The organism is Clavibacter phaseoli, from assembly GCF_021922925.1.
Lineage (GTDB): Bacteria > Actinomycetota > Actinomycetes > Actinomycetales > Microbacteriaceae > Clavibacter > Clavibacter phaseoli.
Map to the genome: position 1 here is coordinate 507939 of NZ_CP040786.1, position 18138 is coordinate 526076.

Annotated in this window: 19 protein-coding genes; 14 read left to right on the plus strand and 5 right to left on the minus strand. The window is 74.2% G+C overall.

Annotated features, from left to right (window positions below):
- Positions 1 to 44 precede the first annotated feature (44 nt).
- From nusA to rbfA, 4 genes are all read left to right on the plus strand, one after another.
- Positions 45 to 1052, plus strand: a complete 1008-nt coding sequence (gene nusA, locus FGI33_RS02355; protein WP_045528674.1) for a transcription termination factor NusA — start codon at positions 45 to 47, stop codon at positions 1050 to 1052.
- A gap of 50 nt (positions 1053 to 1102) precedes the next feature.
- Complete coding sequence (locus tag FGI33_RS02360) at positions 1103 to 1396, plus strand: YlxR family protein (RefSeq protein WP_119435101.1); 294 nt, start codon at positions 1103 to 1105, stop codon at positions 1394 to 1396.
- A 96-nt stretch (positions 1397 to 1492) separates the two neighbouring features.
- Positions 1493 to 4324 carry a translation initiation factor IF-2 gene (gene infB, locus FGI33_RS02365; RefSeq protein WP_237582199.1) on the plus strand — a complete coding sequence of 944 codons (2832 nt, stop codon included), beginning with the start codon at positions 1493 to 1495 and terminating at the stop codon, positions 4322 to 4324.
- A gap of 277 nt (positions 4325 to 4601) precedes the next feature.
- Complete coding sequence (gene rbfA, locus FGI33_RS02370; RefSeq protein WP_119433926.1) at positions 4602 to 5117, plus strand: 30S ribosome-binding factor RbfA; 516 nt, start codon at positions 4602 to 4604, stop codon at positions 5115 to 5117.
- A 43-nt stretch (positions 5118 to 5160) separates the two neighbouring features.
- Here the strand turns inward: rbfA and FGI33_RS02375 are convergent, their stop codons facing one another.
- On the minus strand, positions 5161 to 6039 hold the full coding sequence (locus FGI33_RS02375) for an HhH-GPD family protein (protein WP_119433925.1): 879 nt from the start codon (positions 6037 to 6039) through the stop codon (positions 5161 to 5163).
- Between the two features lie 38 nt (positions 6040 to 6077).
- Here FGI33_RS02375 and FGI33_RS02380 point away from each other — a divergent pair, with 38 nt between their 5' ends.
- Positions 6078 to 6644: a nucleoside/nucleotide kinase family protein gene (locus FGI33_RS02380; protein WP_119433924.1), complete on the plus strand. Its 567-nt coding sequence runs from the start codon at positions 6078 to 6080 to the stop codon at positions 6642 to 6644.
- 21 nt (positions 6645 to 6665) lie between these two features.
- Here the strand turns inward: FGI33_RS02380 and FGI33_RS02385 are convergent, their stop codons facing one another.
- Positions 6666 to 7661 carry a ketopantoate reductase family protein gene (locus FGI33_RS02385; RefSeq protein WP_119433923.1) on the minus strand — a complete coding sequence of 332 codons (996 nt, stop codon included), beginning with the start codon at positions 7659 to 7661 and terminating at the stop codon, positions 6666 to 6668.
- A gap of 86 nt (positions 7662 to 7747) precedes the next feature.
- Here FGI33_RS02385 and truB point away from each other — a divergent pair, with 86 nt between their 5' ends.
- The 4 genes from truB to FGI33_RS02405 are packed head-to-tail and all read left to right on the plus strand — an operon-like array spanning position 7748 to position 10506.
- Positions 7748 to 8707, plus strand: a complete 960-nt coding sequence (gene truB, locus FGI33_RS02390) for a tRNA pseudouridine(55) synthase TruB (RefSeq protein ID WP_119433922.1) — start codon at positions 7748 to 7750, stop codon at positions 8705 to 8707.
- Entirely contained in the window at positions 8704 to 9072 is a 369-nt protein-coding gene (locus FGI33_RS02395) for a hypothetical protein (protein WP_119433921.1), read from the plus strand. Before truB ends, FGI33_RS02395 begins: the two co-directional genes overlap by 4 nt.
- A gap of 37 nt (positions 9073 to 9109) precedes the next feature.
- Entirely contained in the window at positions 9110 to 9571 is a 462-nt protein-coding gene (locus tag FGI33_RS02400; protein ID WP_012038832.1) for a hypothetical protein, read from the plus strand.
- Positions 9572 to 9573: 2 nt separating this feature from the next.
- Positions 9574 to 10506, plus strand: coding sequence for a bifunctional riboflavin kinase/FAD synthetase (locus tag FGI33_RS02405; protein ID WP_119433920.1), 933 nt, complete (start codon positions 9574 to 9576; stop codon positions 10504 to 10506).
- Here the strand turns inward: FGI33_RS02405 and FGI33_RS02410 are convergent.
- Positions 10503 to 11204 carry a maleylpyruvate isomerase family mycothiol-dependent enzyme gene (locus FGI33_RS02410; protein ID WP_119433919.1) on the minus strand — a complete coding sequence of 234 codons (702 nt, stop codon included), beginning with the start codon at positions 11202 to 11204 and terminating at the stop codon, positions 10503 to 10505. The genes FGI33_RS02405 and FGI33_RS02410 overlap by 4 nt on opposite strands.
- Before the next feature lie 37 nt (positions 11205 to 11241).
- On the opposite strand from FGI33_RS02410, the gene FGI33_RS02415 reads away from it, so the two are divergent.
- Positions 11242 to 12504, plus strand: a complete 1263-nt coding sequence (locus tag FGI33_RS02415; RefSeq protein ID WP_237582200.1) for an MFS transporter — start codon at positions 11242 to 11244, stop codon at positions 12502 to 12504.
- A gap of 18 nt (positions 12505 to 12522) precedes the next feature.
- Here FGI33_RS02415 and FGI33_RS02420 read toward each other — a convergent pair whose 3' ends face one another.
- Positions 12523 to 13461, minus strand: a complete 939-nt coding sequence (locus tag FGI33_RS02420) for an ROK family protein (RefSeq protein ID WP_119435558.1) — start codon at positions 13459 to 13461, stop codon at positions 12523 to 12525.
- Between the two features lie 174 nt (positions 13462 to 13635).
- Here FGI33_RS02420 and FGI33_RS02425 point away from each other — a divergent pair, with 174 nt between their 5' ends.
- From FGI33_RS02425 to FGI33_RS02440, 4 genes are all read left to right on the plus strand, one after another.
- Positions 13636 to 14397: an SRPBCC family protein gene (locus FGI33_RS02425; protein WP_237582201.1), complete on the plus strand. Its 762-nt coding sequence runs from the start codon at positions 13636 to 13638 to the stop codon at positions 14395 to 14397.
- Between the two features lie 73 nt (positions 14398 to 14470).
- Positions 14471 to 15997 carry an SDR family oxidoreductase gene (locus FGI33_RS02430; RefSeq protein ID WP_119435319.1) on the plus strand — a complete coding sequence of 509 codons (1527 nt, stop codon included), beginning with the start codon at positions 14471 to 14473 and terminating at the stop codon, positions 15995 to 15997.
- Positions 15994 to 16443 carry a hypothetical protein gene (locus FGI33_RS02435; protein ID WP_119435318.1) on the plus strand — a complete coding sequence of 150 codons (450 nt, stop codon included), beginning with the start codon at positions 15994 to 15996 and terminating at the stop codon, positions 16441 to 16443. The genes FGI33_RS02430 and FGI33_RS02435 overlap by 4 nt, the downstream gene beginning before the upstream one ends.
- A 68-nt stretch (positions 16444 to 16511) precedes the next feature.
- Positions 16512 to 17111 (plus strand): GDSL-type esterase/lipase family protein, encoded by a 600-nt coding sequence (locus FGI33_RS02440; protein ID WP_237582202.1) that lies wholly within the window; start codon positions 16512 to 16514, stop codon positions 17109 to 17111.
- On the opposite strand, the gene FGI33_RS02445 is transcribed toward FGI33_RS02440, so the two are convergent.
- Positions 17108 to 18004 carry a TetR/AcrR family transcriptional regulator gene (locus tag FGI33_RS02445; protein WP_237582203.1) on the minus strand — a complete coding sequence of 299 codons (897 nt, stop codon included), beginning with the start codon at positions 18002 to 18004 and terminating at the stop codon, positions 17108 to 17110. The two genes, FGI33_RS02440 and FGI33_RS02445, sit on opposite strands and share 4 nt — an antisense overlap.
- Positions 18005 to 18138 lie beyond the last annotated feature (134 nt).

An 18138-nucleotide genomic window follows, 5' to 3' on the forward strand; every position in this document is an offset into this window, starting at 1 on the left:
TCGGGTAGCCTCGAGTGTTTCCAACCGAATAGAGGAGTCGCACCGTGGACATCGACCTGAGCGTCTTGCGCCTGATGGAGCGCGAGCGCGAGATCCCATTCGAGGAGCTCGTCTCGATCATCGAGCAGGCCATCCTCACCGCCTACCTCAAGCACACCGACCAGGCCGACGCCAAGCCCGTCGCCGACGGCGTGCCCCCGGCCCGCGTGCACCTGGACCGGAAGTCCGGCCACGTCTCCGTGCACGTCCCCGAGCTCGACGAGGACGGCCTCGTCATCGGCGAGTCCGAGGACAGCCCGAGCGACTTCGGCCGCATCGCCGCCTTCGCCGCCAAGCAGGTCATCAACCAGCGCCTGCGCGACATCGGCGACGACCGCATCCTCGGCGAGTTCAAGGGCCGCGAGGGCGACATCGTCGCGGGCGTCATCCAGCAGGGCCCGAACCCGCGCATGATCCACGTCGACCTCGGCACCATCGAGGCGATCCTGCCGCCCGAGGAGCAGGTGCCCGGCGAGAAGTACGTGCACGGCTCCCGCCTGCGGGTCTACGTCACGAGCGTCTCGCGCGGCGCCAAGGGCCCGCAGATCACGGTCTCGCGCACGCACCCGTCGCTCGTCCGCAAGCTCTTCGCGCTCGAGGTGCCGGAGATCGCGCAGGGCCTCGTCGAGATCGTGTCGCTCGCCCGCGAGGCCGGCCACCGCACCAAGATCGCGGTGCGCGCGACCGAGCCCGGCATCAACGCCAAGGGCGCCTGCATCGGCGAGCTGGGGCAGCGCGTCCGCGCGGTCACGGCGGAGCTCAACGACGAGAAGATCGACATCGTCGACTACTCGGAGTCGCTGCCCGTCTTCGTCGGCAACGCGCTCTCGCCCGCCCGGGTCACGAGCTCGTTCGTCATCGACCAGGCGACCAAGGCCGTCCGCGCGCTCGTGCCCGACTACCAGCTGTCGCTCGCCATCGGCAAGGAGGGCCAGAACGCCCGCCTCGCCGCCAAGCTCACGGGCGCGAAGATCGACATCCAGCCCGACTCGATCCTCGAGGGCGACGACTGAGCGCCCGTCGTCGGGACCCGGCCTCCTCCCCGCCGGACGGAGGGGGTAGTATGGAGCCGGTAAGAACGTGCGTCGGCTGTCGTCGGCGTGCCCCGAGGTCCGCTCTCCAGCGGATCGTCGCCGATCACCCCACCAGCTCCCTCGTCCTCGACGAGCGCGCGGTGATGGCCGGCAGGGGCGCGTGGATCCATCCGACCATCGAGTGCATCGACAGAGCGATCGCGCGGCGTGCCTTCGGGCGGGCCCTGCGGAGCGACGCGGCGCTCGACCCCGCAGCTCTTGGGGGACTACGAGAGCGGCTCGCGGCCCAGCCGAGCGCGCGAGCATCCGAGAGAACAGGCTGAACGGCACATGGACAACTAATGAGCGGCTCGAAATGAGATCCGTCCAGCACTAGCGGTCCCCTCCTGCCTGGGAGAGGACCCCCAGACAGGAGAACAGTGGCAAAACCACGCGTACACGAGATCGCCGCCGAGATCGGCGTCGACAGCAAGACCGCACTCGCCAAGCTCAAGGAGATGGGCGAGTTCGTCAAGGGACCGTCGTCGAGCATCGAGCCCCCCGTGGCCCGCAAGCTCAAGGCGGCCCTCGAGGCAGCCGGCGTCACCGGACAGGCCACGGCTCCCGCCGCGACGCCGTCGTCCGCCCCGCGCCCCGGAGCCCGTTCGTCGGCCCCGAAGCCCGGCGGCCGTCCCACCCCCGGCCCGCAGCCCACGGCTCCGGCACCCGAGGCCCCCGAGGCGTCCGACGTCCCCGCGCCGGCAGCCCCGCTGACCGTCGCGGAGCGCCAGGCGCAGGCCGAGGCGAGCCGCAAGGCCGCCGCGGACGAGAAGGCGCAGGCCGAGAAGTCCGCCGCGTCCACCACCCCCGAGGCCCCGGCCGCCGCGACCCCGAGCGCACCGCGCCCGGACGCCGGCAGCACCCCGGCGCCCTCCAACGGCATCCCGCGTCCCGGGATCCCGCGTCCGGCGGCCCCGCGCCCCGGCAACAACCCCTTCGCGAGCAACCAGGGCATGGGCACCAAGCCCCGCCCGGGCAACAACCCGTTCGCGAGCAACCAGGGCATGGGCCAGCGCCCCGCTGCGGGAGCCGCAGGCCCCCGTCCGGCCGCTCCCCGTCCCGGATCCCCCCGCCCCGGCGCCCCGCGTCCCGGCGGCGTCGGCCAGGGCGCGCGCCCGGCCGGCTTCGGCCAGCGTCCCGCGGGTGCGGGTCGCCCCGGCGGCGCACCCGGCGGAGCGGGACGCCCCGGCGCCCCCGCGGCCGGCGGCTTCCAGCGTCCGGCCGGCGGCTTCGCCGGTCGTCCCGGTGGCGGCGGCCGTGGTCGCGGCCCCGGCGGCGGCACCGCGGGTGCCTTCGGTCGCGGTGGCGGCAAGAGCAAGTCGCGCAAGTCGAAGCGGACGAAGAGGGCCGAGTTCGAGCTGCGCGAGGCCCCGTCGCTGGGTGGCGTCAGCGTCCCCCGCGGCGACGGCAACACCGTCGTCCGCCTGCGTCGCGGCGCGTCCATCTCGGACTTCGCCGACAAGATCGACGCGAGCCCCGGCAACCTGGTGACCGTGCTGTTCCACCTCGGTGAGATGGCCACGGCGACCGAGTCGCTCGACGAGGCCACCTTCGAGGTGCTCGGCACGGAGCTCGGCTACAAGATCCAGGTCGTCTCCCCGGAGGACGAGGACCGCGAGCTGCTCGAGGGCTTCGACATCGACCTCGACCAGGAGCTCGAGGACGAGGACGACGACGTGCTGGAGATCCGGCCGCCCGTCGTCACCGTCATGGGCCACGTCGACCACGGCAAGACGCGCCTGCTCGACGCCATCCGCAACGCCAACGTCATCGAGGGCGAAGCGGGCGGCATCACGCAGCACATCGGCGCGTACCAGGTCTGGGCGCCGCACGAGGGCTACGAGCGCGCCATCACCTTCATCGACACCCCGGGCCACGAGGCGTTCACCGCCATGCGCGCCCGTGGTGCGCAGGTCACCGACATCGCGATCCTCGTGGTCGCGGCCGACGACGGCATCATGCCGCAGACGGTGGAGGCCCTGAACCACGCCCAGGCGGCGAACGTGCCGATCGTGGTCGCGGTCAACAAGGTCGACAAGGAGGGGGCCAACCCCGCCAAGGTGCGCCAGCAGCTCACCGAGTACGGCCTGGTCGCCGAGGAGTACGGCGGAGACGTCATGTTCGTCGACGTCTCGGCGCTCACCGGCAAGGGCGTGGAGGACCTCCTCGAGGCCGTCCTGCTCACCGCCGACGCCGGGCTCGACCTGCGCAGCAACCCGAACAAGGACGCGCGCGGCGTGGCCATCGAGGCGCGCCTCGACAAGGGCCGCGGCGCGGTCGCGACCGTCCTCATCCAGTCGGGCACGCTCCGCGTGGGCGACGCCATCGTGGCGGGCACGGCCTACGGCCGCGTCCGGGCGATGATGGACGAGAACGGCGACGCGGTCCACGAGGCCTACCCCTCGCGGCCCGTCCAGGTCCAGGGCCTCTCGTCGGTCCCCGGCGCGGGCGACACCTTCCTCGTCACCGAGGAGGACCGCACCGCCCGTCAGATCGCCGAGAAGCGCGAGGCCGTCGAGCGCAACGCGCAGCTGGCCAAGGCCCGCAAGCGCATCAGCCTCGAGGACTTCACGCGTGCGCTGGAGGAGGGCAAGGTCGAGTCGCTCAACCTCATCATCAAGGGCGACGTGTCCGGTGCCGTCGAGGCGCTGGAGGAGTCGCTCATGAAGATCGAGGTGGACGACTCCGTGCAGCTGCGGATCATCCACCGCGGCGTCGGAGCGGTCACCGAGAGCGACGTCAACCTGGCGACGATCGACAACGCGATCATCATCGGGTTCAACGTCCGCCCCGACCCGAAGGCCCGCGCCCGCGCGGCCCGTGAGGGTGTCGACATCCGCTTCTACAGCGTCATCTACTCGGCGCTCGAGGAGATCGAGTCGAGCCTCAAGGGCATGCTCAAGCCCGAGTTCGAGGAGGTCCAGTCCGGCGTCGCCGAGATCCGCGAGGTGTTCCGCTCCTCCAAGTTCGGCAACATCGCGGGTGTCATCGTCCGCTCGGGCACCATCACCAGGAACGCCAAGGCGCGGGTCATCCGCGACGGCGTGGTGGTGGGCGACAACCTGGCCATCGAGTCGCTGCGCCGGTTCAAGGACGACGTGTCCGAGGTCCGCACGGACTTCGAGGCGGGCATCGGCCTCGGCAAGTTCAACGACATCCAGATCGGCGACGAGATTGAGACGATCGAGATGAAGGAGAAGCCGCGGGTCTGACCCCGGCCGATCCGGGCCCCGCTCCCCACCAGGGGAGCGGGGCCCTCCCCGTCCCGCCACCCGCGGGGCACCAGCACGATCCGGGCGCTCGCGTCCGGCGGCACCCGCAACGCGCGGGGCACCAGCACGATCCGGGCGCTCGCGTCCGGCCGTACCCGCAACACGCGGGTCACCAGCACGACCCGGGCGCTCGCGTCCGGTCGCACCCGCCACCCGCGGGGCACGAGCACGATGCCGGGGCTCGCCCGGCCGCATCCGTCACGGAAGGACGTCGACCATGGTCGATCACGCGAGGGCCAGGAAGATGGCCGACCGCATCAAGGAGATCGTCGCGCGCAAGCTCGACCGGGGGATCAAGGACCCGCGCCTCGGATTCGTGACCGTCACCGACGTCCGCGTCACGGGCGACCTGCAGCACGCCAGCATCTTCTACACGGTCTACGGCACCGACGAGGAGCGCGCCGACACGGCCGCCGCCCTCAAGTCCGCCACCGGCATGCTCCGCAGCGAGGTGGGCAAGAACATCACCGCGCGCCTCACGCCGTCGCTCGAGTTCATCCTCGACGGCGTCCCGGAGAACGCGGCCGCGATCGACGCCCTCCTCGAGGAGGCCCGCCGCCGCGACGCGGACGTGCAGGCCCAGGCCAAGGCCGGCGTGTACGCGGGCGACGAGGACCCGTACGTCAAGCCCCGCGTGATCGGGGAGGACGACGAGGACGAGGACGAGGACGAGGACGACGAGCCGGACGACGACGTCGACCGCTCGGCGCCCGGGTACGAGCCCGCGCACTGATCCACCCGGTCGGCGGGCGCCCGCACCGGTCGACCGCCGCCCGTCAGCTGGGCAGGGCGTACGTCCCGTCGGGCTGCCGCACCGCGAGCCCGTCGGCGATCAGCCCGTCGAGCGCACGCCCGCGCTGCACGGGCTCCGGCCACGCGGTCGCGAGATCGGCCGCGCTCACGGGGGAGTGGCTCGACCGCAGCTCGGCGAGCAGGAGGCCGCGCACCTGGCGGTCGGATCCCTCGTACCGCTTCTGCACGACGCGCGCCGGCCCGTCGTAGGCCGGGTACCCCGCCGCGCGCCACGCGCACAGGTCGCGCACCGGGCACTCGTCGCAGCGCGGCGCGCGGGCCGTGCAGACGACGGCGCCGAGCTCCATCGCGCCGGCGTTGAACAGGCGCGCCTCGGCCACGTCGTCGGGTAGCTGCGCCTCCATCGCGGCCAGGTCGGCCTTCGTGCGCGCGGGGCCGGGATCGCCCTGGCCGGCGACCGCGCGCGCGAGCACTCGCCGCACGTTGACGTCGACGACCGGGTGCCGGTGGCCGAACGCGAACGCCGCGACCGCGCGCGCCGTGTACGGGCCGACGCCGGGCAGGTCGAGCAGGGCGTCGACGTCCTCGGGGACCTCGCCGCCGTGCCGCTCGACGATCGCGACCGCGCACGCGTGCAGGGCCAGCGCCCGACGCGGGTAGCCGAGGCGGCCCCAGGCGCGGACGGCCTCGCTCGCGGGCGTCGAGGCGAGCGCCGCGGGCACGGGCCAGCGCGCGAGCCACTCCTCGAGCCGCGGGATCACGCGCACCACGGGCGTCTGCTGCAGCATGAACTCGCTGACGAGGATGCCCCAGGATCCGAACCCCTCGCGCCGCCAGGGCAGGTCGCGGGCGTTCTCCCGGAACCACGCGGTGATCCGGGGGGCGATGGCGGTCTCCGGCATCCGGCCAGCGTACGAGACGATGAGCCTAGGCTCGGCGCATGCCCCTGTACCGCGCCTCCCGCGCCGAGGTCCTGTCCTCGCTCGCCGACGAGTTCCTGCACAACTACGGCCGCGGACGCGCCTTCCTCGCGGTCGACGGCGGACCGCTCGCGGACCCGAACGCGTTCGCGCACGACCTCGCCGACGTGCTGCGCGCGGACGGCCGCGGGGCGTACGTCGCCTCAGCGGCCGACTTCGCGCCCGACGGCGGCGCTCCCGCCCCGGACGCCCTCCGCGACGCGCTCGTCCGGCCGTTCCGGAAGGCCGACGGCGACTTCTCGCTGCGGCCGGACGGCGACGTCGTGACGGATGCCCCCGCCGACGCCGTGCTGATCGTCGCGGGCGACGCCCTGCAGACCCCGGAGCTCCGCGGCCTGTGGAACGGCGTCGTCTACCTGCTGCTGCCCGACGAGCCGCTCGCGACCTCGGGCGGCGACGCCGGAGCCGCGGAGCAGGAGGCGCACGCGCGCTACATCCGCCAGGTCAACCCGCGCCGGGCGGCGAGCATGATCGTCGACGTCACCGACCCCGAGCTCCCGCGCCGCGTCTTCGCCGACAGCTGCTGAAGGCTCCCGGCCGCCAGGCGCTCAGCGCGGGACGAGCCGCGCGAGCTCCGCGGGCGAGATGTGCCGCCCGCTGGTCTCCACGCCGTGCACGAGCTGCACCAGCGCGGCGTTGACGCGCGCGTCCTGGCCCGCCCCCGGAGCGAGCGCGGAGACCGCGCCGTTGAGGTGGTCCACCTCGGTCAGGCGGTTGCGGCGGATGCTCTGCAGCGTCGACCCGGGGTTCGGCACCTGCCCCATGTTCCGGGCGAGCGAGACCGGCAGGCGCTCGGCGAGGGGGAGCGGCAGCGACGCGAACAGCCGCAGGCGACGGTGGGTGAGGCCGCCGAGCGGCCCGAACGTCACGCCGCGCGCGAGGCCCGTGCGCACGGTCTCCTGCATGGTGCGCGTGACGATCCGCCGCAGCACGGGCTCGGCGATGACCGCCTGCACGCTGAGGCCGGTGATGGCCGGCACCGCGTTGATCCCGTTGATGACGAGCTTCGTCCACTGGGCGCCGCGGAAGTCGGCGGCGACCGTGACGGGCATGACGGGATCCAGCACCTCGCGCACGAGGGCGACGTCGGCGCCGGCCGGGCCGTCCGCGGTGCCGATCTGGATGCCCGCGGGCGTCGTGACCGTGACGAGCCCGGGCTCGCTGAGCGACGCCGCGACGAGCGCGAGCCCGCCGATGACCTGCGAGCGCGGCAGGCACTCGACGCCCATCGTGATCGCTGAGAGCCCGTTCTGCACGACGAGCACCGGGATCCCGCGGAGCCAGCCCGCGTTCTCGGTCATGGCGTCGCGGGCGTCGGCGATCTTGGTGGCGACGATCGCGAGCTCGGGCGGACGGCCCAGCCGCTCGGCCGCCGCGACGCGCGCGACGTGGTCGCCGTAGCCGCCGGAGAGGCGGAGGCCGCGGTCCTGGATCGCCCGGAGGTGCGGCCCGCGCGCGGTGACGTCGACGTCGTGACCGGCGCGCTCGAGGAGCGCCGCGATGGTGCCGCCGACCGCGCCCGCACCCAAGACACCGATCCGCACGCGTCCTCCTCCGACGCCCTCGATCCTAGGCCGGACGTCTCCGAGGGAGCCGGGCGGCGGCCCGGGCACGGCATGATGGTGGGGCCATGGAAACCCCGACCCCCCGCGCCGCGCCCTCCACCGCGAGCGGCCTGCTCCTCATCGACAAGCGCGGGGAGTGGACGAGCCACGACCTCGTCGCCCGCACGCGCCGCCTCGCCGGCACCCGCAAGGTCGGGCACGCGGGCACGCTCGACCCGATGGCGACCGGCCTCATGATCCTCGGCGTCAACAGCTCCACGCGCCTGCTCACGTACCTCGTCGGCCTCGACAAGGAGTACCTCGCGACGATCCGCCTCGGCCGCGCCACGACCACGGACGACCGCGAGGGCGAGGTCGTCTCGCGCGCCGAGCCCGGGCGGATCCGCGACCTCGCCGTCGCCGACGTGGAGCGCGCCATCGCCGGCCTCCGCGGCACCATCTCGCAGGTGCCGAGCGCCGTGAGCGCCATCAAGGTCGACGGCAAGCGCGCGTACGCCCGCGTCCGCGCCGGCGAGGAGGTCGAGCTCGCCGCGCGCGAGGTCACCGTCTCGGCGTTCGACGTGCTGCGCTTCGACGCGGTCGAGGCGGAGGAGGGCGAGGAGGACGGCGCGCAGCTCGACCTCGACGTCCGCATCACGTGCTCCTCCGGCACCTACGTGCGGGCGCTCGCGCGGGACCTCGGCCGCGAGCTCGGCGTCGGCGGCCACCTCACCGCGCTCCGCCGCACGCGCGTCGGCCCGTTCCACGTCGACGACGCCGTCGCCATCGACGACCTGGTGGTCGCCGACCGCCTCATCCCGCCGGCGGACGCGGCCGCGCGCCTCTTCGACGTGCTGCACCTCACCGACCAGGAGGCCGTCGACCTCGGGCACGGCAAGAAGCTCACGACGCCCGACGAGGCGCCCACCGAGGATCCGCTCGCCGCGGTCGCGCCCGACGGCCGGCTCGTGGGGCTGGTCGGCTTCCGCGGCCGCACGGGCACGTCCATCGTCAACTTCCCGGCCGACGAGGCGGGCGCCTCGTGATCGGCTGGTTCACGGTCGCGCAGATCGCCGTCGCCGTCGTCGCGGGCGTGCTCTGCCTCGTCGTCGGCGCGATCGGGCGGAAGCCGAGCGACCTGACGGTGCTCCCGACCGCGCTCGTCGAGGTGCTGCTCGTGGTGCAGCTCGTGATCGCGATCGTCGCGCCCGCGGTCGGCAACCCGCCGTCGGGCAACCTCGTCGAGTACTACGCCTACCTGCTGAGCGGCCTCGTGATCCCGCCGCTCGCCGTCTTCTGGGCGCTGGTCGAGCGCACCAGGTGGAGCACGATCATCCTGGGGGCGTCGTGCCTCGCCATCGCGATCATGGTCTACCGGATGGACGTCATCTGGAACGTCCAGTCCGCGTGACCGCCTCTCCCTCGGGTAGGGGATAATCGCAGGTGCCATGACTGACTCCCGTACCTCGCGCATGACCGGTCTCGGACGGGTCCTGGTCTTCTTCTACGGGCTGCTGGCCCTCGCCGCGACGGGCCGCTCGGTCACGCAGATCCTCACGAAGTTCGACGAGGCGCCCGTCGCCTACGCGCTCTCCGCGCTCGCCGCCGTGGTCTACATCGTCGCGACCGTCGCGCTGGTCGCCCCGGCGCGCACCCCGGAGGCCGCGCGCCGCTGGTACCGGATCGCGTTCGCCACGATCGCGTTCGAGCTCGTGGGCGTCCTCGTCGTCGGCACGCTGAGCCTCGTCGACTCCCAGCTCTTCCCGCACGACAGCGTGTGGTCGGTCTACGGCTACGGCTACGTGTTCATCCCGCTCGTGCTGCCCGTGCTCGGCCTGCTGTGGCTCCGCCGCGGCGGCCGCTCGCGCGTGAGCGCCGTCGACGAGCGCCCCGTGCGCGGGGACCGCTGACCGTGCTCGTCGTCCACGACCCGGCCGAGGTGCCGGGCGGCTTCGGGCCGAGCGCCGTCACCATCGGCAAGTTCGACGGCGTCCACGCGGGCCACCGCGCGGTGATCCGGCGCCTCCTCGGCATCGCGGCCGACGAGGGCCTCGCGTCCGCCGTGGTCACCTTCGACCGCCACCCCGCCGCGCTGCTCGCTCCGGCCGCGCGGCCGCAGAGCCTCGTGAGCAACCGGCAGAAGATCGAGCTGCTCGCCGAGCTCGGCGTCGACGCGACCCTCATGCTCCCGTTCGACGAGCGCCTCCAGCGGCTGAGCCCGGAGGAGTTCGTCCGCACGGTGCTGGTCGACGCCCTCCGCGCCCGCGTCGTGCTCGTGGGCGAGGACTTCCGCTTCGGCGCGCAGGGCGCGGGCGACGCCGCCACGCTCACGCGCCTCGGCGAGAGCCACGGCTTCCGCACGGTCGTCGTCGGCGACGTCATGCCCGACGGCAGCCGCAAGGTCTCGTCCACCTGGATCCGCGACCTCATGGACCGCGGCGACGTCGAGGCCGCCGCCGAGCTGCTCGGCCGCGCCCCCGCCGTCCGCGGCCTCGTCGTGCACGGCGAGAAGCGCGGCCGCGAGCTCGGCTTCCCCACCGCGAACCTGTCGCCCGAGGCCGAGGGCCTCATCCCCGCCGACGGCGTCTACGCGGGCTGGCTCCGCGACGGCGACCGCACCTACCCGTCGGCCATCTCGGTCGGCACCAACCCGACGTTCGCGGGCGTCCGGCCGCGCGTCGTCGAGGCGTTCGTGCTCGACGAGACGCTCGACCTCTACGACTACGAGGTGGAGGTCGTGTTCGTCTCCCGGATCCGCGGCATGGTCGCCTACGAGGGCCGCGAGCCGCTCATCGCGCAGATGACCGACGACGTGGTCCGCACCCGGGCCGTGCTCGGCTCCTAGGCGCCGGCAGCGGTCCCGTCCTCCGGCGATGCCGCCGCGTCGCCCTCGGGCCGGGGCGTGCGGCCGAAGAGGTACATGATCAGCGTCGACGCGGTCGCCTCGATCGCCGGGCCGTGACCCACGCTCCAGCCGGCGTCGGACGCGCGCAGCGTGCGTGCCCGCAGCACCCCGCGGACCTGCGCGGGCGCGATCGCGGCGCGCGCGACGGCGACGGCACCCGTCGACCGGTGGTCGAGCTCGAGGTCGGCCTTCAGCGCGTGCGCGATGTCGAACCCGTGCACGACGACCTCGAGCAGCTCCGGCAGGCGCTTGCGCCCCTTCCCGGCGCGCTTGTCGGCGGCGATGGCGCGGATCCGGGCGACCAGCTCCTCGGGGGAGCGGGCGGCCTCGTCGGCGCTGAGGTCGTCCATCACGTGCATGGGGTTGAGGTGCGGACGGCGTCGCAGGGATCCCACGGCCGTGCGCACCATGGCGGCGTTGCTCGCGCCGACCCGCCAGACGATGTGGCCGGCGACGTCGCGCACGGACCAGCCCTCGCACATGCTGGCCGCCTCCCAGCCGTCGGCGTCGAGGGACGCGAGGAGGTCGGCGGTGCGGTCGAGCACGTCGGCGATCTCCGCGCTCCAGACGCCGGTGACCTTCGCCTCGGGCTCGGACGGGCGCTGGCTGAGGGGCAGGTGCCGGGAGATCTCGCTCATGGCCGAGAGCCTATTCCGGCCGCCGTAGAATCTGGTGGTGACGACGACTCCCGCAGCTCCCCGTGCGGGCGCGCTCCTCGCCCTGGTCGGCATCGTGCTGGTCGCCCTCAACCTCCGCACGGCCGTCGCCGTGTTCTCGCCGATCGTCGACGAGATCGGCCGCGACGTGCCGCTCGACTCCGTCTCGATCGGCGTCCTCGGCGCGCTGCCGCCCGTCTGCTTCGCGCTGTTCGGCCTGCTCGCGCCCGCGATCTCGCGCCGCCTCGGCCTCGAGCTCACCGTGGTGGTGGGCCTCGTGGCCATGGTCGTCGGGCACCTGCTGCGCGCCGGATCCGACGCCGTGGTCGTCTTCGGCGTCGGCACGGTCCTCTCGCTCGCGGGCATGGGCCTCGGCAACGTGCTCCTCCCGCCGCTCGTGAAGAAGTACTTCCCCGGCCGGATCGGGCCGCTCACCTCGCTCACCACCGTCATGCTGTCGATCAGCACGGGCGTCCCCTCGCTCGTCGCCGCGCCCCTCGCCGACAGCGCGGGCTGGCGCGTCGCGATCGGCGCCTGGGCCGCCGTCGCGGTCGTCGCGCTCGTGCCGTGGGTCGCGCTGCTCGTCCAGCACCGCCGCGACACCCGCCGGGAGCGGGAGGCCGCCGCCGCGCTCGACCAGGTGGAGGAGGCGCCCGCCGCCGTCACCGGCCGCGTCTTCCGCTCGCCGGTGGCGTGGGCGCTCGTGGGGATCCAGGCCGCCTCGTCGTTCAACGCCTACGCGATGTTCGCCTGGCTGCCCGCGCTCCTGCAGGACACCGCGGGGCAGACGGCGGTGGAGTCGGGCGTGCTGCTCGCGGTCTTCGGCTTCATGGGGCTCCCGACGGCGATCATCATGCCGCTGCTCGCCGCCCGGATGCGCAACGTCGGCATCCTGATCCAGCTCGGCGTCCTCTTCTTCGTCGTCGGCTACGTCGGCCTGCTGGTCGCGCCCGCCGCGGCGCCGCTCGTCTGGGTCGCCGCAGCCGGGCTCGGGCCGCTGCTGTTCCCGCTCGTCTTCGTGCTCATCAACCTCCGCACCCGCACGCACGGGGGAGTGGTCGCGCTCAGCGGCTTCGTGCAGGGCATCGGCTACTCGATCGGCGCGATCGGCCCTCTGCTGTTCGGCGTGCTGCACGAGGCGACCGGCGGCTGGACCGCGCCGCTGCTCATGCTGTTCGCCATGGTCGCGGTGGCGTCCGCGTCGGGCTTCTACCTCGCGAAGCCGCGCATGCTCGAGGACACCTGGGACCGCGCGCCCCGCGAGGCCGTGCGCGAGCGCTGACCGGCTCGGGCCGCCGGCTCAGGAGCTGGGGACCATCTCCCGGCGGTGCACGAGCGCGCCGGCGCCGATGATCGGGCCGTCGGAGGAGAGGCCGGACGGGACGACGCGCGTCTTGGTGACGAAGCCGAACTGCTCGCGGAGGGCGATGGGCTCGCGGATCATGTCGAACAGGTCGGGTGTGACGCGGCTGAAGCCGCCGCCGATCGCGACGACGTCGAGGTCCACCAGCGAGCTGGCCGACGCGATGGCGCGGCCGATCGCGAGGCCCGCCCTCCGCACGGCCGCGACCGCGATCTCGTCGCCCGCCCGGTAGCCGGCCGCCAGGTCCTCGCCCGTGGATCCCGTCCAGCCCTGGGCGCGCGCCCACGCGACGCTCTTCGGTCCCGACGCGATGGCCTCGACGCAGCCCCGGCCGCCGCAGGTGCACGGGTCGTCGAATCCGGTGACCTCGACGTGGCCGATGTGGCCGGCGTTGCCCGTCGAGCCCGCGGCGGTGCGGCCGCCGAGCACGAGGCCGCCGCCGATCCCCGTGGAGACGATCATGCCCATCACGTGGTCGTGGCCGCGGCCGGCGCCGACCCAGTGCTCGGCGAGCGTGATCGCGAGGCCGTCCATCTGCAGGGTGGTGGGCACGTCGGGCGTGAGCTCGGCGAGGCGGTCGCGCAGCGGGTAGTCGCGCCAGGCGGGGACGTTGAGCGGCGAGACGAGGCCGTGCGGCACGTCGACGGGACCCGCCGCCGCGAGCCCGGTGCCGACGAGCTCGGCGTCGTCGGGCAGGGTGGCGAGGGCCCGGCGGGCGACCCCGAGGACGGCGTCGAGCAGCTCGTCGGCGGAGCGCTCGGGACCCGTGGGGCCGCGGAAGCGGCTGCCCTCGAGCACGCGGCCCGCGTCGTCCACGAGCGCGGACTCGACCTTGGTGCCGCCGAAGTCGACGGCGAGCGCGAGCGTGCGAGGCATCTTCGTCCTGTCCCGGTCCCGGATCCGCCCGTCGACCGGCGTCCAGGATACGGGCGGCCGCGCTGCCGCTCGCGAGACGCGCGGCCCGCCGTCCGCGTGACGCCGCGCGCACCATGCCCTGACACCTGTGTGGAATTCGCGGACCGGATCCGCGGCCCCGCCTAGGCTCGGCACGTGGATCCCGATCACACCCCCGGACAGGCCCCGCGCGAGGCGTCCGACCCGCGCGCCGAGAGCGCGACCCCTGCCCGCCGCGGCGGCGCCCCCGCCCTCGAGCACACCGACGCCGCCGAGGCGCGCCTCGCCTCGCGCGAGCTCGACGAGGGCATGCCCGCCTCCGCCGGCCTCGACGACGACCGCGCGGAGGACCGCGCGCGCTTCCCCGCCCTGCCCGGTTCCGTCCTCTCCGAGGCCCGCGAGTCCACCGTCTTCCTCCCGTACGAGTTCGTCTTCCGCCGGCTCATCGACCTGCCCGCGCTCATCGTGTGGGACGCGGTCTCCGACCCCGACATGGTCTCCGGCTGGCTGGCCGAGGCGTCCATCGAGCAGGAGGACGGCGGCGACTTCTGGTTCGAGTGGATGACGGTGCCCGACCGCAGCCTCGCCTCCGCGTCCGGCGGCACGGTCACGCGCTTCGAGGAGGGGCGGGCGATCGACTACACGTTCGTGCACGAGAGCGAGGTCACGGCGCGCTTCCTCCTGCGCCTCCAGGAGGTGCCCGGCGGCCCGCGCGACCGGCAGACGGAGCTCGGGGTCACCGTCTCCGGCTTCATGCCGGCGGGCATCGCGAACGTCATCAAGGCCAGCTGGCGCCTGCACCTCGACCTGCTCGAGGACCTCGTCCACGGCCGCCCGGTCGACTGGTCGACGTGCGAGGCCGAGCACGGCGCGACCTGGCGCCGGTACCTCGCCGAGCTCGAGTCCGCCGAGGGCTGATCCGCGGGCGGCGTCCACCACGCGTCCCGGCTCCTGGGAGCCGCTTGCCAGGCTGATTGCCTAGCGTGAGGGAATGACATCGCCGAGCGCCGCCTCCCGTCTCGCCCTCGTGACCGGAGCGACGGGCTACATCGGCGGTCGGCTCGTGCCGCGCCTCCTCGAGGCCGGCTTCCGGGTGCGCGTCCTCGTGCGGGATCCGCGCCGCCTCACCGACGTCCCGTGGCGCGAGGACGTGGAGGTGGTGCAGGGCGACCTCGCCGACGCGGCCACCCTCGTGCCCGCGGTCGACGGCGTGGACGTCCTGTACTACCTCGTGCACGGCATGGGGTCCAAGGGCGACTTCGCGACGTCGGAGCGCGCCTCCGCGGAGCACGTCGCCCGCGCCGCGAAGGCCGCGGGCGTCGGGCGCATCGTCTACCTCGGCGGCCTGCACCCCGACACCCCGCAGCTCTCGAAGCACCTCGCGAGCCGCAAGGCCGTCGGCGACGTGCTCCTCGCGAGCGGCGTGCCGACCATCGCGCTGCAGGCGGGCGTGGTCATCGGATCCGGCTCCACGTCGTTCGAGATGATCCGCCACCTCACCGAGGTGCTGCCCTTCATGCCCGCGCCCGGCTGGGTGCGCAACTTCATCCAGCCCATCGCGATCCGCGACGTCCTCTACTACCTCGTCGCCGCGGCCGACCTGCCGGACGACCTCAACCGCACCTTCGACATCGGCGGGCCGGACGTGCTCCGCTACGGCCAGATGATGAACGGCTACGCGGTCGAGGCCGGCCTCCCGCAGCGGCCCATCGCCTCCATCCCGGTCTTCGCGCCGCGCCTCGCCGCGCACTGGGTCAACGTCGTCACGCCGATCCCGCGCACGCTCGCCGTGCCGATCATCGAGTCGCTCCAGTACGACTGCGTGATGGGCGAGCACGACATCTCCACCTACATCCCCGACCCCGATGGCGGCCTCACCGGCTATCGCCGCTCCGTGCGCCTCGCGCTCGGCAAGATGCGCGACGGCGTCGTGGAGACCAGCTGGAAGGACTCCGCCGTCGTCGGCGCGCCCAGCGACCTCCTGCCGAGCGATCCCGACTGGTCGGGCCACACCGTCTACCTCGACCTCAAGGAGCGCTCGACCGACGCGGCGCCCGAGGACCTCTGGGCCGTGATCGAGTCGATCGGCGGCGACAACGGCTGGTACTCGCTGCCCGTCGCCTGGGCGGCGCGCGGGTACATGGACAAGCTCGTCGGCGGCGTGGGCCTCCGGCGCGGCCGTCGCAGCGCGACGACCCTGCAGACCGGCGACGCGCTCGACTTCTGGCGCGTCGAGCACATCGAGCGCGGATCCTCCTTGCGGCTGCGCGCCGAGATGAAGGTGCCGGGCGAGGCCTGGCTCGAGCTCAGCTCCACGCCTCGCGAGGGCGGCGGCAGCGACTACCGGCAGCGCGCGATCTTCTTCCCCTCCGGCCTCGCCGGCCGGCTGTACTGGTTCTCGATCCTGCCCTTCCACGGCGTGATCTTCACGTCGATGGCCACGCGCATCACCGCGAAGGCGCTCGCCGCGACGAAGCGCCGCGAGGCCGGGCGTCCCCTCGAGGGGGCCGCACGGTGAGCCGCGGGATCAGGGCCCCGCGCGTCGGCCTGATCCTCCTGACCCTCGTGGGGATCGCGCTCGCGTCGGCCGGTCTCGCGACCGCCGTCACGATGAGCGTGTCCGCGCCCGTGCAGGCGCGCGCCGACCTCGCGATCATCGCGGGCGACCCGCCCGCCGCCTCGAAGGCGCCCGCGGCCACGAGCACGCCCGACCCCGCGGCGTCCGAGGCGTGGAAGCCGGTGCCGGTGGACGCGGCCGGGGACCGTCGAATCACCGACCTCACCGACGGCGCCGCCTCGCGCGTCACCATCGACGTCCTCGGCATCCCCCTGAACCCCGGGCAGGCGGGCGCGCTCGTCGCAGTGATCCTGTCCCTCCCGCTCCTCGTCGCGGTCGCCGTCCTCGTGCTCTCGCCGCGCCGGCGCCGCTGGTGGCGCCGGGTGGCGCGTCGACAGCACGGCTGAGGCCGGGCGTCGACCCGGTGACTTCCGCGGGCGCGGGGACCATGATGGGCACGACGAGAGGCGGATCCATGGCACCGCGCGAACGCACGACCGTCCTGCTGGGCGACAGCCTCACGGGGGACGGCGGCTGGGGCGGCATCGTCCCCGGTCCCGACGGAGACGGCGGGGAGCCGCGGATCGTGGACCTCGGCCGGGCCGGCCAGACCACCGACGACGTGCTCGCGCTCCTGCCGGAGGCGGTGGCCGCCGAGCCGTCGACGGTCGTGGTCTCCTGCGGCACGCACGACCTGGGAGCCGCGCGCCGCGGTCCCGAGGAGACCGTGCGGGGGCTGGAGACGATCCTCGCGCACCTCCGGCGCGACCTGCCGACGGCCCGGCTCGTGGTGCTGTCGGTGCCGCCGCGCGGGCGCGAGCACGCCGAGCGGATCCGCGTCGTCAACGTGCACATCCGCCAGTACGCGCCGGCGGTCCGGGCCGAGCACGTCGACCTGTGGCCCGCCCTCGGCTTCGGCGACGGCGAGCTCGATCCCACGCTCACGGACGACCGGCTGCACCTCACCGACGACGGGGCGGCCGCCGTGCGCGCGGTGCTCGCGCCCGTTCTCGCGGCGCACGACGGCGCCGACGACGCGGCCGACGCTGACGCCGGGGATCCGGCCGGCTCCTAGCGGTCGGCCGCGTCGGGTCCGGCGGAGCGCAGCGCGCCCACGCCCGCGAGGATCACGCCGAGCTTGCGCCGCCACCAGTCGCGCGGCGTGGCGGCGGATCCCGTCGCCACCTCGCCCGAGAACCGGGCCGTGACGCGGTCCATCGTGCCCAGGGCGTCGCGCTGGGCCTCCTCCTCACGCGCGTGCAGCGCGTCCGGGGCGCCCGACGAGTGCGCGGGGCCTCCGCGCCGGGATGCATGGGGCGCCGCGGCGTCGGCCACGGCCGCGTGGTCGACCGCGATCCCGTCGGCGGCCAGCGCGAGCAGCCCGCGTCCCATGGCGGCCGGCAGCGTGGCGTCGACGATGGGCGACGACGACGCGGGTCGGTCGGCCGCGCCGCCCCCCGCGGCCAGCACGCGCTCCCAGCCGACGTAGGACTCGACCCCGATGTCGAGCACGGTGTCGAGGACCAGCACGGCCTCCGCCTCCGCGAAGCCCATGCGGGTGAGGTCCCGGATCGCCCCGGTGAAGCGCAGGACGACCTGGTCGGGGGCCGTGTCGAGGTGGTGGATCGCGCTCGCGAGGCCCGGGTGCCGGTCGTACATGTCCCAGACGCGCTCGACGGCCTGCTCGAGGTACGTGCGCCACGAGGTGTCGTCCGGCGACTCGAGCACGGCCGCGGGGGAGTCGGGGACCTCGGGCCAGTCCATGCGCGCGATGGCCGTGTCGCAGGCGAGGAGGACGATGTCGTCGCGGCTGGCGACGTGCCGGTACAGCGTCGAGTGGTCGACGCCCAGGCGGTTCGCGAGCGAGGTGAGGGTGAGCGTGCTGAGGCCGACCTCGAGGGCCGCCTCCGCGATCAGCCGCCGCGAGACGCGCGCGGGCCTCCCGACCCGACCGGCTCGCCGCTCCATGGCGTCGATCCTACCGTGACGGCGCCAGGGATTTGGGCCCAAAGGATCCCGAGACCGGCGGCGCGCGACGGGGCGGGATGCCGGTCGCGGAGGCTCGGTCGGACGACGCCGGTCGCGCGCCGCGGCTAGCGTGG

What these genes read in the sequence shown, in the direction of transcription:
- FGI33_RS02360 (WP_119435101.1), top strand. Translation starts at nt 1,103, where the DNA reads ATGGAGCCGGTAAGAACGTGCGTCGGCTGTCGTCGGCGTGCCCCGAGG.
- rbfA (WP_119433926.1), top strand. Translation starts at nt 4,602, where the DNA reads ATGGTCGATCACGCGAGGGCCAGGAAGATGGCCGACCGCATCAAGGAG.
- FGI33_RS02375 (WP_119433925.1), bottom strand. Translation starts at nt 6,039, where the DNA reads ATGCCGGAGACCGCCATCGCCCCCCGGATCACCGCGTGGTTCCGGGAG.
- FGI33_RS02380 (WP_119433924.1), top strand. Translation starts at nt 6,078, where the DNA reads ATGCCCCTGTACCGCGCCTCCCGCGCCGAGGTCCTGTCCTCGCTCGCC.
- truB (WP_119433922.1), top strand. Translation starts at nt 7,748, where the DNA reads ATGGAAACCCCGACCCCCCGCGCCGCGCCCTCCACCGCGAGCGGCCTG.
- FGI33_RS02400 (WP_012038832.1), top strand. Translation starts at nt 9,110, where the DNA reads ATGACTGACTCCCGTACCTCGCGCATGACCGGTCTCGGACGGGTCCTG.
- FGI33_RS02410 (WP_119433919.1), bottom strand. Translation starts at nt 11,204, where the DNA reads ATGAGCGAGATCTCCCGGCACCTGCCCCTCAGCCAGCGCCCGTCCGAG.
- FGI33_RS02420 (WP_119435558.1), bottom strand. Translation starts at nt 13,461, where the DNA reads ATGCCTCGCACGCTCGCGCTCGCCGTCGACTTCGGCGGCACCAAGGTC.
- FGI33_RS02430 (WP_119435319.1), top strand. Translation starts at nt 14,471, where the DNA reads ATGACATCGCCGAGCGCCGCCTCCCGTCTCGCCCTCGTGACCGGAGCG.
- FGI33_RS02440 (WP_237582202.1), top strand. Translation starts at nt 16,512, where the DNA reads ATGGCACCGCGCGAACGCACGACCGTCCTGCTGGGCGACAGCCTCACG.
- FGI33_RS02445 (WP_237582203.1), bottom strand. Translation starts at nt 18,004, where the DNA reads ATGGAGCGGCGAGCCGGTCGGGTCGGGAGGCCCGCGCGCGTCTCGCGG.